This is a genomic window from Streptomyces longispororuber (genome assembly GCF_024448165.1).
GTDB classification, from domain to species: Bacteria; Actinomycetota; Actinomycetes; order Streptomycetales; family Streptomycetaceae; genus Streptomyces; species Streptomyces longispororuber_A.
Genome location: NZ_JAMOLN010000054.1, coordinates 33,345 through 46,928, shown reverse-complemented (window position 1 = coordinate 46,928; position 13,584 = coordinate 33,345). Strand labels below are relative to the sequence as shown.

The window sequence follows — 13,584 nt, the reverse complement described above, 5'->3', positions numbered from 1 at the left end:
CGCACCACCCGCGCACGGGCCCAGCATCACGCTGATCTGCGGGATGACACCCGACGCCTTGGTGTTGCGCTGGAAGATCCCGCCGTACCCGGCGAGCGCCGAGACGCCCTCCTGAATACGGGCACCCGCACCGTCGTTCAGCGACACCAGCGGGGCACCGGCCGCGATGGCCATGTCCATGATCTTGTGGATCTTCGTCGCGTGGGCCTCGCCCAGCGCGCCACCGAAGATCCGGAAGTCGTGCGCGTACACGAAGACCGTACGGCCCTCGACCGTGCCCCAGCCGGTGATCACACCGTCCGTGTACGGCTTCTTGGCCTCCAGGCCGAACCCGACCGCCCGGTGCCGGCGCAGCTGCTCGACCTCGTTGAACGACCCCTCGTCCAGGAGCAGCTCGATACGCTCGCGCGCCGTCAGCTTGCCCTTCGCGTGCTGGGCCTCGGTCGCCTTCTCACTCGGCCCGGCCAGCGCCTGGGCACGGATCGCGTGCAGCTCTGCCGTACGCCCGCGGGCGTCGGTGGGCTCGTCCCCGGGGTGCGAGGCGGTGTCGTCCAAAACGGTCATGTAGTGACCTTACGAAGCCGACCAAGGAAAACGGGCCGTTGACTCCGTACAGTCTCCGGCCCGTTTTCCTGGTAGCCCCGAACAGAACCCCGGCGACGTGCAGCCGAAGTTACTGCTCAGGGCCCCGTCGGCTTGTAGGGGTCACACAAAGGGGTGCGGTGAGATGCCGCTCACACTCCGCAGTGGAAGCGGGCGTTCCCCCAGTCCGCGTGGTCGTTCCCGTTGCCGTCGCCGCCGTCCCCGACGATCAGGTCGACGTACGTGGCGCCGCTGACGTCGGCCGACAGCTGCCAGGCCGTGTCGGTGGCCTTGAGGACCGGGGACTTCACCTTCTCGGTACCGTCGGCCGCCACCGAGAACTGCACGCTACCGCGACTGGTCTGGATGTCGTCGACGCCGACCTCCGCGGTGAAGGAGGTGCACTGTCCGCCGAGGTAGTAGCGGACCTCGGCGGGCGCGTGGGTGCCGAGGCCCTTCGCGTAGGAGACTCCGCCGATCTTGAGCGGGGTGCCGTCGCCCTGGCCCTGTTCGCCGTTGGAGAGGTCCTTCTCGACGGGGCCCCAGCCGTTGTCGGACGACGTCCAGTCCAGGTCGCTCGCGTACGTGTCCGTGGTGGGCGGCGGCGGGAGCGTGCGGACCGGGGTGGCCGCGGTGAGGGTGCGGGACGTGCCGGCGACCGTGTACGTCGCCTTCGCGTCCAGCTGGTAGGGCTGGTACTTCGCGTCGGCGGGCGGGGTGACCTGCCAGGTGGCGGTGGCTTTCGCGCCGGGGGCGACCGGGGCGAGCGCGGTGGGGGCAGCGGGCTCGGCCCGCCAGCCGTCGGGCAGGGCGAGGGTGACGGTCGCGTCCTTGATCTCGGCCGTCTCGTAGTTGGTGAAGGTGGCCTCGACCTTGTTCGGCCGGCCCGGTTCGAGGGTCTCCCCCGCCGTGAGGGCGAGCGTGCCGCAGGCCGCCTCGTCCTTCGCCGGGCCGAGGTCGGTCACGGTGAAGTCGTCGAGGACGAAGTCGGCGCCGTCCGGGGCGCCGGACAGCTTGCGCAGACCGGTCCAGGTGTCGCCGCAGCCCGCGGTGACGGTGGTGGTGAAGCGGCCGGTGGTGCGCTGCTGTCCCACGGGCACGGCGGCGGTCTCCACGGCGTCGTCGCCGCGGTCGTAGCCGCTGATCCACTGGTAGGCGCCCGCGTGGCTGGACTGGTAGGCGAAGTCGACCCGGTACGCGTGCCCGTCCTTCATCGGCACGGTCGCGGGCGAGGTGCGGTAGACGACGCCGTCGTTCTCCTCGTGCGACTTGAGGGACTCGCCGCCGCCGATGACGTCGTCGACGAGCTTGCCGTTCCAGCCGGCCTGTGTGTACGGGGCGTGCTGCTGCGCGATGTGGGTGCGCGGGTCGGTGACGCCGCCCGCGTCGCCCTTGTCGAACGGGCCCCAGCCCTGGTCGACGTCCTCGAAGTCCTCGTGCACGACGGTGCCGGGCTCGGTCGTCGGGGCGTTGCGCACGACGCGTACGTCGTCGACGCGGACCGTGGCGCCCGCCGCGTCCTTCGCGGCCGCCACCCGCAGGGTCGTGGCGCCGTTGGCGGGCGCGGTGAAGTTCACCTTCACGCGCTGCATGTGCGTGCCGTGCCAGTCGCTGGCGGCCATGGTGTCGGGCAGCGTGGACCGGTCGAGCGCGGCGGACGCGCCGCCCGCGCTCAGCGTCGTGCGGCGGGTCTTGCCCGGCTCGATCTCGACCCAGGCGGACGCGGTGTACCGCTTGCCGGGTTCGAGTCCCGAGACGCGCTGGCCGACCGAGGCCGCGCCGGTGCCGGACAGACGGGCGCTGTTGCGTCCGTTGCCGTCGGTGTCGCGGGCGACCTGGCCGTCCTTGCCCCAGCCGGTCAGCCGCGCGTCGTTGAAGCCGGGGTCCTTGAGGCCGGTGCCCTCGCCCCAGACGGGGTCGCTCGCGCGGGGCGTGCCGTCGGCCGGGTAGAGGACGTACGGCTGTCCGGCCTCGGCCTTGAGCGTGAGCTTTCCGGCGGAGTCGGTGCGCACGGTGCCGGTCTTCACGCGGCCGTTGTCGGTGAGCCGGTAGACCGTGTACGAGCCGCTGGGCACGGCCCAACTGGTCGTGCCGCCCGCCTTGTTGTAGTGGTAGAGCTTCTTGCCCTGGTCCCAGGGCAGCAGGTAGCGGTCGCCGTCGAGGACCTTGCGGCCGTGGTCGTAGAAGGTGCGGGTGCCGTTCTCGACGGTGCCGCGCAGGCCGCCGGTGAAGGTGATGTCGTTGCCGTCCCAGCGGGTGATCTTCTGGTGCTGGAGGTACTTGGCGGGCAGGTCGCGCTGCCAGATGTTGGCGTAGAAGTCGTTCCAGTCGTTCTCGCCGGTCCAGCCCTCGAAGTCGACGAGGGCGGACTGGCCGAGGACCGGGTCGTTGTTCCAGACGTCCTTCTCGCCGTTGCGGATGAACCGGATGATCTTCGAGTTGAGGCCCTTGTTCGTGGCGCCGCCGTAGTCGAGGTCGTTGGCCCAGTGCGACCAGAGGGACTGCCGCTCGAACTTGTCGGCCCACTCGGTGGCGAGGTTCCAGCCCTGGCCGTTGATGGCGTCGGCCGTCTTCTCGGCGATCCAGCCGTGCGTGTAGTAGACGTCGACGTAGACGGTGGTGAGGTTCTTGTCGGTCTCGTCGCGCAGCTGCTTGAAGCGGGCGGCCAGGTCGCCGCTGGTGATGTCGCGGCGCTGGTCGATGTAGTAGCTCTGGTCGAGCCAGTTCCAGCCCGGTGACTTGGGGTTCACCAGGTCGTCCTTGAAGTGCTCGGCGACCGGGTACGCCTCGGTGGCGTTGACGTGGACGCCGAACTCGGCGCCGTACTTCTTTCCTGCCTTGAGCAGCGTGTTGAGGTCCTTGAGGCCGCCCGCCCGCTTGTTGGTGTTGCCGCCGTAGTCGGGGTGCGCGGAGTCGTGGCCCTCGGACGCGTAGCCCTTGAGCAGGGCGAACTGGCCGAGGTCGTCGGTGGCGAGCCCGATGCGCTTGACGTCGTCGAGGGTGCGCAGGAACGGGTGCTGGGCCTGGCTGGCGAAGTTGAACGGGATGTGGGTGACGACCCGGTCGGCGGTCGCCTCGCTGCCCTTCGCCCGGACGCCGATCGAGCGGAAGGCGACGGCGCCGTCCTGCCAGTCGACCGTCCCGTCGCCGTTGGCGTCGGGGGTGACGACGACCTTCGCCCACGGCAGGTCCTTGCCGGTGGCGGGGGCCGGGGCACCGGCGCCGCGGTAGGTCCACTGCCCGGACCAGACGCCCACCCGCGTGCCGCCGTCGGCGTCCTTGCGGGCCTGGTGCCAGAAGCGGGCGTCGTCGCCGTTCGTGGCGCCGCTCGGCTTGTCGTACGCCGAGTTGGACTCCACGGCCGCGGCGAGCCGCCCGGTGTTGACGATGGCGTACGCGGCGCCGGTCGCGGACTGCTCGGCCGGGGTGTCGGCGGTGACCTTGCCGAAGACGTCCGCGGTCTTCGTGGAGTCCGGGTCCAGCTTGGTGAAGGCGGTCTGCGCACCGCCGTCCGCGCTGCCCACGGACACCAGGTCGTGCCCCGGGATGTCGATCGTGCCCACCCGGAAGGCCGCCGTGTCCCGCACGGCCGTCACCTTGAAGGTGGTCGTGCGCCCGGCGACGCCGAGGGTGGCGTCGAGCTCCACGTCCGGCAGGTCGGGGAAGGTGAGGGTGTACGCGGCCGTGGCCCCGGTGACCTGGGGTGCGGCCTTGAGGCGGGTGGCGTACGCCGTGCCGTTGAGGGTGACCTCGGTGACGGTGTGCGTGCTGCCGAGGAGGCGGGCGCCGCTCGCGTCCGCGTAGGACAGGACGCGGGGGAAGTCGTCGGCGACGGTGACCTTCAGCTGTGGGGACGCGAGGACGAGACCGGGGGCGGGCTCGTCCGGCGCGGCCGCGGAGACGGGTGCCGCGAGGGCGGCCACGACTGCGGTGGCCGCCGCCAGGACCAGGGCGCGCGTTGCGCGGGATCTTCGGGACATGGGGTCTGGGTATCGGCGCGGCACGGCCCGGGTCAACGGAGGGACCCGGTAAGGGCGTTGGCAGTCCAACCATTGCCGTCCGGAAGTCCAAGTGCCCGGGCCGGGGCGCGCGCGGCGCCCCGGCCCCGACAGTCGCTCAGCAGCCGCCGCAGTTGTAGTAGAGGACGTCCCAGTGGTTGCCCTCGTCGGCGTAGATGTTGCCGGAGCCCGACTGGTACTGGGGGGCGCCGTCGCCGCGCAGGCCGATGTACGTGAACGTGTTCTTGATGTAGTTGGTGACGCAGGTGTTCTTGCCGTAGTCGAGTTTGTAGCCGTTCCAGTGCGAGTACGTGCCGCTCGCGTGGCCGGTCTCGGTGCCGCCGGTGATGTTCAGGGCGCAGCCGGTGGCGCGCTTGAGGGTCTGGGCGCCCTGGGCGGTGGCGAGGTTGAGCTGGTCGAAGGACGTGCAGGTGGCGTTGTTCCGGTTGGAGCAGCCGCCGGACGACGACCAGGTGATGCCGACCGAGCTGAACATCGAGGTGGCGGTGGCGTGGCTGATCTTGGTGGCGGCGAAGGCGTCGGTCGCGGTGGCGAGGACACCGAAGCCGGGTGCGACGAGGGCGCCGGTGGTGAGCGCGAGCGCGGTGAGCGCCGAGCGGATGCGCATGGTGGGGGTTCCCTTCCTGCTGTTGACCGTGCTGGCTGTGAGACGGCTGTGGTGCAGGTGGAGCAAGGAGATCGTGCCCGGTTCTACGCGCGTCCGGTAGAGCGCGAACAAGATCCACCGGGTGTAATCGGAGAGACACACACTGTTTGATGTTGAAAGTTGAACATCATCGCGCTAGAGTCGCTCTCAGTTGATGGTTCAACTTTCAACATCACGTCGGCACCCCCGTGCCGCCCGTCCCCAAGGAGCACGTCATGGGCATCTTCGGCCGTAAGAACGACGAGACCGCCACCACCACCGCCGCGCAGGCCGGTCCCGACCTGGGCTCGCTCACCGGTGAGTACACCGTCGACCCGGCGCACACGACCCTGGGCTTCGTCGCCCGGCACGCCATGGTCACGAACGTGAAGGGCAGCTTCACCGACTTCACCGGCTCGCTGCACCTGGACGGTTCGGACCCGGTCAAGTCGACGGCCTCCTTCGACGTCCAGATGGAGAGCATCGACACCGGCAACGCCGACCGTGACGGTCACCTGAAGAGCGCCGACTTCTTCAAGACCGACGAGTTCCCGACGATGACGTTCCGCTCGACGTCCGCCGAGTCCCTGGGCGGCGACGACTACCGCATCACCGGCGACCTCACCATCCTGGGCACCACCCGCCCGCTCACCATCGACCTGGAGTTCAACGGCTCGGCGAAGGACCCGTTCGGCAACGAGCGCGTGGGCTTCGAGGGCAAGTCCGAGATCCTGCGCTCCGAGTGGGGCCTGACCTGGAACGCCGCGCTGGAGACGGGCGGCGTGCTGGTCTCCGACAAGATCAAGCTGAACTTCGACATCTCGGCGATCAAGAGCGCCTGAGCACCGGTACCCCGGAGCCACCGGGGTCACCGAAGCAACCGGAGCGACCGACACCGTCAATGAGTTGAGGCGGCCACGAACTGCGTGGCCGCCAACTCGGCGTACAGCGGGTCCTGTTCGAGGAGTTCGGCGTGGCTGCCCTGGGCGCGCACCCGGCCGTCCTCCAGGACCACGATGCGGTCCGCGTCGACGACCGTCGACAGGCGGTGCGCGATCACCAGGACCGTCGTACGGGTGGCCAGCTCGCGGACGACCGCGCGCAGGTGCTGCTCGTTGACCGCGTCCAGGTTCGCCGTCACCTCGTCCAGGAGCAGCAGGGCCGGGCGGCGCAGCAACGCCCGTGCGATGGCGACGCGTTGGCGTTCGCCGCCGGAGAGCAGGACGCCGCGGTGGCCGACCGGGGTGTCGAGGCCCTCGGGCAGCCGGGCCACCAGGTCGTCGAGGCGGGTCCGCGCGACGACGTCGCGCACGTCGTCGTCCGTCGCGTCCGGGGCCGCGTACAGCAGGTTGTCGCGCAGGGTGCCGGCGAGGACCGGCGCGTCCTGCTCCACGTAGCCGAGGGTCGCGCGCAGCTGTGCGAGCGGCCAGTCGCGGATGTCGCGGCCGCCGACCGTGACGGTGCCCGCGTCGTGGTCGTAGAAGCGTTCCAGGAGCGCGAAGACCGTGGACTTGCCCGCGCCCGACGGGCCGACGAGCGCCGTGAGGCCGCCGGCCGGGGCGTCGAAGGTGACGCCGTCATGGGCGGGGGCGCGTTCGTCGGCGTAGCGGAAGACGACGTCCGTGAAGGCGACGGGGACGGGCCCCGCCGATTCCCTTGCGTCCACGCCCTGTCGGGGTTGCTCGCCGGGCAGGTCCTCGATCTCCGCGAGGCGGGCCACCGCGGCCAGGCCGCTGTTGAGGCCCACCCAGCCCTCCGTCAGCTGCCCGAGCGGCGCGACGAGATAGAACAGGTAGAGCAGGAACGCGATCAGCGAGGAGAGGTCGAGCGCGCCCGACGCGACGCGCGCGCCGCCCACGCCGAGCACGCACAGGAACGCCACCTGCACCGAGACAAGCATCGCCACGTCGGACGCGGACGTCCAGCGGGCGACGGTGAGGCCCCTGTCGTGGGCGCGGCGGGCGGCGGCGGTGACGGCGGACCGCTCGCGGCTCTCGGCGCCGTTCGCCTTGACCGTGCGGAACGACTGCAGGGCCCGGTCGAGCGCCGAGCCCATGTCGCCGACCGCCTCCTGCGCCTGGGTCTGGGCGCGCCGGATCCGCGGCATGAGGAGGGCGAGGGCGGCCGCGATCAGGGCGAGGACCAGGAGCGTCACGCCGAGCAGGACCAGGTCCATGACGCCCATCAGGACGACGGTGCCGACGAGGGTGAGCGCGCCGCTCGCCGATTCGACGAGGCTGCGGGAGAGGACCGTGCGCAGCAGCGTCGTGTCGCTCGTGGCGCGGGTGAGCAGATCGCCGGGGGTGAGCCGGTCCACGGCGGCGACGGTCAGCCGGAGCATCCGGCCGACCAGCCGTTCCCGGGCGCCGAGCACGACCGCCTCGCCGGTACGGGACATCAGATAGGTGCCGCTCGCGGTGAGCGCCGCCCCGGCGAGCACGACGGCGGTGAGCAGGAGCAGGGCCGGGGCGGGCGAGCGGTTCTCGGCGAACGCCTGCACCGCGTACTTCGCCATGACCGGCATCGCGAGCCCGGCGCCCGACCCGGCGAGCGTGAGGACGCCCCCGACGGCCAGGGTGCGGGCGTGCGGACGGGCGTGGGCGAGGAGACGGCGCAGGTCAGCGGGCATCCGTGCCCTCGGGAACGCCGACCGCCTCGTCCGGTGCGACCGTCACGGTGATCAGCGGCCGGTACTCCGAGGCCGCCGCCCGCTCCCCCACCAGGCGCCCCTCGGCCTGCACCCAGGCGTGCGGGGCGAACGGGGGCGCGGCGCGGACGCCCGCGTGCCAGTCGGGCCAGGTGCCGGAGAGCCGGCAGAGCAGTGCGACGGCGACCGAGCGCGGCAGGCAGCCGTACCAGCCGGCGCAGCGGCGGCTGGTGGCGACGACCGACTCGTACGCGGCCAGCGCGGTGGTGTGCGGGGCGGGGGCGGCGCCGCGGCTGAGGAGCGTGAGCAGGCGGCGCAGCCGGTCGGGGCGGAGCCGGGCGACGACGAGGGCCACGCCGACGGCGGCCCTGACCCGTGGGCCGCGCCGGGCGCCGGGCCCCGGCATCGTCATCTCGGTGCTCACGGTGTGGCCATCTTCGCGTCGACGAGCTGTCGGGTGAGTTCGGCGACGTCGGCCTCCGCCCGGGCGCGGTCGACATCGAACGCGGTGATGAGCCGCTCCACCGCCGTGTCCGGGCCGTGGCCCTCGGCGAGGGTGCTGATCACGAGGGTGCCGGACTCGTTCAACTGCCAGTAGGTGCCGGCCCGTTGGTCGAGGAGCACACCGCCGAAGTCGGTGCTGGTGACCGCGACGCCGTCTCTGAGCTTCACGGGATGAGGGCCTCTCTGTGGACTGGTGCGGTGACGGGGTGAGTGGCGCGCAGCCACATCTCGGTGGCGACGGTCGCGTCGATGGAGTGCCGGGTGTGCAGGGGGGCGTACGGGTCGGCGGCGAGGGCGTCGAGCCGGGCGACGTCGACGAGACCGAGGGCGGCGAGCCGCGAGGCGCCCGGTTCCCACAGCCGCCGGAGGTCGTCGGCGTGCCGGACGAGGCCCTGGGTGTGGTCGCCGTTCATGTGGTCCTTGGTGGTGCGGGCGAGCAGCGGCGCGGGCACGGTGTCACGGACGGCCTCGGCGAGCAGCGGCTTGTAGCGGCCGGGGTCGATGCGGTCCGCGAGGCGCACGGCGAGGGTCGCCTCGATGACGTGGTCTGCGTACATCGGGGCGGCCACCGGCAGTCCGATACCGAGCCCGTACTCCTCCATCGCCTGGAAGTGGCGGGCGCCGATCCGGACGGTGTCGAGGTCGAGGTGGCGGCCCGGGCGCGGGGCGAGCGGCCGGGCGTGCTCGGCGGCCGCACGGAACGCGTCGCGCACGAGGTCGCGCGCGTCGGGGGTCAGCCAGGGCGGCAGCGTCTGGCGTACCCCCCAGGACAGCTGTGGGGTACGGGAGGTGGGCGGCGGGGCGTCGGTGACGGCGTCCGCGAGCCAGGCGCGGAACGGGGGCCGGGTGAGCAGGGCCCGTACGGTCGCGCCCAGCGGCCAGCCCAGCTGGTGCCGCACGGCGCCGATCCGGTTCCAGGCGGCGAAGGGCCGGCCGGGGAACAGGTCGCCGGAGGCGGCCGGGAGGCCCATGAACAGTTCGTCGCCGCCGTAGCCGGTGAGGTGGCACTCGGATCCCGCGGCGGCGGCCCGGGCGAGCAGCATCCGGGCGCGGGCCCGGGCGGGCGCGACGGGCAGTGGTTCGTCGGTCGGTACGTCGTCGGGTCCCGGCGGGTCGGCCACGCCCGCGTAGAAGAGCGGCGCCTCCCCGGCGGGGACGACGTCGTGCCGGAGCCCGTCGTCGCTCCCGGCCAGCGCCACGGCGCGGCGCGCCCAGGTCTCGTCCTCCGCATGGCGCTCCCTGGACGCCACGGTCAGCAGGTCGAGGCGGTCCGGTCCCGCGCGGCGGGCGAGGAAGGCGAGCGAGGTCGAGTCGAGGCCGCCGGAGAGCTCGCAGCTGACGCGGGTGCGGTCGGCCAGGTGGGCGCGGACGGCGCGGTCGAGGGCGTCGCCGAGCGCCGACGCCCCCTTTTCGAGAGGCAGTTCGGCTTCCGGCGCGTGCCACCAGCGGCGGGTGACGGGCGGGTCGTCGGCGCCGGTCAGGACGAGCGCGTACGCCGGATCGGTCTCGGTCACGCCCTGCCACGGGGGGCGTCCGCCGAGCGGGTGCGGCAGGAAGTCCAGCAGGCGCAGGGCGAGCGCGGTCTCGTCCAGCCCGCCGCCGCCGAGGTGGGCGAGTACGGCGGGCCGGTCCGACGCGAAGTGCGGGCCCGGGCCGGTCGTGGCGTACACCCGGCGCAGGCCCGACGCGGTGCCGCGCACCCAGCTCTCGCCCCCTGTACGAGAGATGACGTGGTGGACACCGGGCAGTCGGCGGGCCAGCCGGGCGTGCAGGTCCGCGTTGCCCCGGGCCGCGCGGAGATCGGCGTCGAGGCCGGGGACCGCGCAGGGGCCGATGACGACGACCGCGTCGGCGCCGTGCGCAGCGGCGCTGATGCGGCGCAGCGAGGTCCGGACGACCAGCCACGGACGGCCGGACGGGTACCGGAACACCTGGTCGGGGCGGGGAAGACGCCCGGCCGCCGTCCGGCCCGCCGGGGTGTCCGGCAGGACGACGAAGGAGTCGCGTGCGTGGGGCGGCGGCGTGGGGCGGCCGGGCATCTTCACCATTCCTCGGTCTGCGTCGGCGTCGGTGCGCTGAGGGGGATCAGGTGAAGCGGCGGGTGATCCACTCCGAGTAGGCGCCGTAGAAGTACCCGGCCGTCGTCTTGGTGAAGTCGCCCTGCTTCACCATCGCCGGCTTGGCGTAGCTCTTCTTCTTCTCCTGCGTCTGCTTCTTCATGACCATCTCTCCATCTCACGTGCGTGTAACGGATGTGATTGGCGTGCTTGGTGTGCAACTTGTGAACACCACGGCGATCATTGCCACTTGGTGAGCGTCCATGCACGGAACGCGACCGTTTTCGATAGATGACCTGATCGCTGCGGACAAATCGGCGGGAGTACCCATGAGCAGGGCATGCGTTCGGCCAACTCGCCACGGGTGCCCGCCTCGTGGGCGTGTGCGGGCCCGGTGGGGGCTGGTCGCGCAGTTCCCCGCGCCCCTGGAGCATGCGGCTCCGCCGCAGCTCCATCGGCGCCCCATGAGATGGCGCACGAAGTGCGCCTCTCAGGGGCGCGGGGAACTGCGCGACCAGCCACGACGAAACCCGGGCGGACCCACTGGCCCCATGGAATGCTGCCGCCATGAACGTCGACGCCGCGCGCATCCGCCGCGAGATCCTCGACGAGGGCGCCGGGTCGGAGCCGTACGTGCTGCGGGACGCCAGGATCAGCGGAGCGCTCACGCTCGACGGTGCCGAGATCCGCAGAGCCGTACGCTTCGAGGCGTGCCGGTTCGAGGAACCCGTACGCCTGGAGGGCGCGACCACCCTCGGCGTCGGCATCGTCCGCTGCACCCTCCCGGGCCTCCTCGCACCGACGACCCGCTTCGGCGGCCGGCTCGACCTGCGCGGATCGACGATCGGCGAGCGCGACGGGGCCGACCCCGCCGTCGACCTCGTGCACGCCGACGTCGCGGGCGGCCTGCGGCTCGACGGAGCGCACCTGGTCGCGCCGGGCCGGGCGGCGATCGAGGGCGGCGGACTCGTCGCGCGCGGCGGCGTCTTCTGCGAGGGCGGCTTCGTCGCGGAGGGCGAAGTCGGCTTCCCCGGCGCCGAGTTGCCGGGCGGCCTGTGGCTGCGCGGGGCGCGGATCACGGTCGGCTCGGCGCAGGCGTACGCGTTCCACGGCGACGCGGTGCGGACGTCGAACGTACGGCTCCAGGGGCTGCGGACCGACGGCCGGATACGGCTGCGCGGCGCGCAGGTGGACGACCTGGTCTCACTGGAGGGCGCCGAACTCGGCGGCACGGGCTCGTCGGTGATGTGCGTCGGCATGCGGACCGAGGCCCTCGACCTGCGGTTCGCACGGACCCCCGCGGGCGGCGTGAACCTGCGCAACGCGCACGCGAGCCGGATCCAGGACGACCCCCGCACCTGGCCGGCGAACCTGGGCCTGGACGGCCTGACGTACGACTGGCTCGGCGAGACCGCGACCGACCGCCGCGAGGACGTCACGAACCGGCTCGCCTGGCTGCGCCACCAGCCCCACTACGCACCGCAGCCCTACGAGCAGCTCGCCGCGCACTACCGGCGGTCCGGCCAGGAGGCCGAGGCCCGCCGGGTCCTGCTGGTCAGGGAGCGGACGCGCCGGGCGACGCTCGGCCCGGCGGGGCGCGCCTGGGGCCGGCTGCTGGACGCGACCGTGGGGTACGGCTACCGCCCGTGGCTCGCCGGGATCTGGCTCGCCCTGCTCACACTGCTCGGCAGCGCGGTGTTCGCCGCCCACACGCCGGTGGCGAACAAGAAGGGCGAGGGCCCGCCGTTCCACGCCGTGCCCTACGCCCTCGACCTGATGGTGCCGATCGGCGGGCTCGGCCAGCGCGACGGCTGGCACTGGGCCGAGCCGGGCGTCCAGGGCCTGGCGTACGGGCTGATCGCGGTCGGCTGGATCCTGACGACGACGGTCGTGGCGGGCGTGACGCGCACGCTGAGCCGCGGCTGACGCGGATCAGCGCGGGATCAGCGCGGCCACGGCGTCGCGGGCGTGCCGGGCCGGGGCCGGGTCTCCGGTGATGCCCGCGGTCACCATGGCCCCTTCGGCGAGCAGGTAGACCGGTTCGGCCGCCGGGGACCCGGCCGCGCGCACCCATCCGGCGAGCTGGTCGTGGAACTCCCGCTTGTGGGAGCGGACTTCGGCGCGGACCGGCTCGGAGGTGGCGCCGAGCTCACCGTGGGCGTTGATCCAGGCGCAGCCCCGGAAGCCGGGCTCGGCGAACCACGCCGCGAGCCAGTCGAAGACGGCGAGGACCCGCTCGCGCGGATCCGCGACCTGCTCCACGTGGGCCGCCAGACTGCCGCGCCAGCGCAGGTCGCGACGGCGCAGCATCGCGACGACCAGGTCCTCCTTGGTGGCGAAGCAGCGGTAGATCCGCTTCAGCGGCAGACCGGACCCGGCCCGCACCGCGTCCATGCCGACCGCCTGGATGCCGCGCTCGTAGAAGAGGCGCTCCGCGGTGTCGAGCAGCGTGTCGCGGTCCGCGCGCGCCTGTTCCGCGGTGATGGGGGCGGGCATCCGACGCTCCTCCTGGGCTTCTTGACGTTGAGAACGGCCGTTCTCTATCTTATGCGGACCGGGTAGAGAACGCACGTTCTCAACCGTCAGGCACCCGCTCGCGAGGAGGCCCCCGTGCCGGAAGACCGCCCGCCCCACCCCCCGTTCACGCTGGAGACGGCCCGCCAGAAGGTCCAGGCCGCCGAGGACGCCTGGAACACCCGCGACCCGCACCGCGTGGCACTCGCCTACACACCGGACTCGCGGTGGCGCAACCGGGACACGTTCCTGACCGGCCGCGAGGAGATCGTCGCGTTCCTGACGGCCAAGTGGGAGCGCGAGCAGGAGTACGCGCTGCGCAAGAGCCTGTGGTCCTTCGACGGGAACCGGATCGCCGTGCGGTTCCAGTACGAGTGGCACGACGCGGACGGGCAGTGGTGGCGCTCGTACGGCAACGAGCTGTGGGAGTTCGACGAGCGCGGGCTCATGCGGCGGCGCGAGGCGAGCATCAACGACGTGGCGATCGACGCGAGCGAGCGCCGGATCCACGGCCCCCGGCCGGTGGCCGAGGCCGGGGTGGACATCCCGCTCGCGTGACCCCGCGGCCGCGCCCGTGAGGCTGTGACGTGAGCCACAGGCGGGCCGTGGATGTCACAGATCCGGACCCTGCCCCGT

Annotated in this window: 12 protein-coding genes; 3 read left to right on the top strand and 9 right to left on the bottom strand. The window is 72.6% G+C overall.

The window, feature by feature from the left end; genetic code table 11:
• From M4J07_RS17640 to M4J07_RS17630, 3 genes are all read right to left on the bottom strand, one after another.
• A partial coding sequence (locus tag M4J07_RS17640; RefSeq protein WP_305127830.1) for a carboxyl transferase domain-containing protein occupies nt 1–564 on the bottom strand: 564 nt, incomplete at its 3' end.
• Between the two features lie 170 nt (nt 565–734).
• Nucleotides 735–4,562: an endo-alpha-N-acetylgalactosaminidase family protein gene (locus M4J07_RS17635; protein ID WP_255972955.1), complete on the bottom strand. Its 3,828-nt coding sequence runs from the start codon at nt 4,560–4,562 to the stop codon at nt 735–737.
• 136 nt (nt 4,563–4,698) lie between these two features.
• Nucleotides 4,699–5,208 (bottom strand): hypothetical protein, encoded by a 510-nt coding sequence (locus M4J07_RS17630; protein ID WP_255972953.1) that lies wholly within the window; start codon nt 5,206–5,208, stop codon nt 4,699–4,701.
• 254 nt (nt 5,209–5,462) lie between these two features.
• Here M4J07_RS17630 and M4J07_RS17625 point away from each other — a divergent pair, with 254 nt between their 5' ends.
• Complete coding sequence (locus tag M4J07_RS17625) at nt 5,463–6,068, top strand: YceI family protein (RefSeq protein WP_255972951.1); 606 nt, start codon at nt 5,463–5,465, stop codon at nt 6,066–6,068.
• 56 nt (nt 6,069–6,124) lie between these two features.
• On the opposite strand, the gene M4J07_RS17620 is transcribed toward M4J07_RS17625, so the two are convergent.
• Genes M4J07_RS17620 through M4J07_RS17600 form a run of 5 tightly spaced genes read right to left on the bottom strand, consistent with a single transcriptional unit; the run spans nt 6,125 to nt 10,597 of the window.
• The gene (locus tag M4J07_RS17620) at nt 6,125–7,855 is read right to left on the bottom strand and encodes an ABC transporter ATP-binding protein (RefSeq protein ID WP_255972949.1); all 1,731 of its coding nucleotides are present in this window, start codon (nt 7,853–7,855) and stop codon (nt 6,125–6,127) included.
• Entirely contained in the window at nt 7,845–8,297 is a 453-nt protein-coding gene (locus M4J07_RS17615; protein WP_255972947.1) for a lasso peptide biosynthesis B2 protein, read from the bottom strand. Before M4J07_RS17615 ends, M4J07_RS17620 begins: the two co-directional genes overlap by 11 nt.
• Nucleotides 8,294–8,545: a lasso peptide biosynthesis PqqD family chaperone gene (locus M4J07_RS17610; RefSeq protein WP_255972945.1), complete on the bottom strand. Its 252-nt coding sequence runs from the start codon at nt 8,543–8,545 to the stop codon at nt 8,294–8,296. Before M4J07_RS17610 ends, M4J07_RS17615 begins: the two co-directional genes overlap by 4 nt.
• Complete coding sequence (locus M4J07_RS17605; protein ID WP_255972943.1) at nt 8,542–10,416, bottom strand: asparagine synthase-related protein; 1,875 nt, start codon at nt 10,414–10,416, stop codon at nt 8,542–8,544. Before M4J07_RS17605 ends, M4J07_RS17610 begins: the two co-directional genes overlap by 4 nt.
• Before the next feature lie 46 nt (nt 10,417–10,462).
• Nucleotides 10,463–10,597 carry a keywimysin-related RiPP gene (locus tag M4J07_RS17600; protein WP_255972941.1) on the bottom strand — a complete coding sequence of 45 codons (135 nt, stop codon included), beginning with the start codon at nt 10,595–10,597 and terminating at the stop codon, nt 10,463–10,465.
• Between the two features lie 404 nt (nt 10,598–11,001).
• On the opposite strand from M4J07_RS17600, the gene M4J07_RS17595 reads away from it, so the two are divergent.
• Nucleotides 11,002–12,360, top strand: coding sequence for a pentapeptide repeat-containing protein (locus M4J07_RS17595; RefSeq protein WP_255972940.1), 1,359 nt, complete (start codon nt 11,002–11,004; stop codon nt 12,358–12,360).
• A gap of 6 nt (nt 12,361–12,366) precedes the next feature.
• Here the strand turns inward: M4J07_RS17595 and M4J07_RS17590 are convergent, their stop codons facing one another.
• Nucleotides 12,367–12,930 (bottom strand): TetR/AcrR family transcriptional regulator, encoded by a 564-nt coding sequence (locus tag M4J07_RS17590; RefSeq protein ID WP_255972938.1) that lies wholly within the window; start codon nt 12,928–12,930, stop codon nt 12,367–12,369.
• Between the two features lie 114 nt (nt 12,931–13,044).
• On the opposite strand from M4J07_RS17590, the gene M4J07_RS17585 reads away from it, so the two are divergent.
• Complete coding sequence (locus M4J07_RS17585) at nt 13,045–13,506, top strand: nuclear transport factor 2 family protein (protein WP_255972936.1); 462 nt, start codon at nt 13,045–13,047, stop codon at nt 13,504–13,506.
• The last annotated feature ends 78 nt before the right edge of the window (nt 13,507–13,584 follow it).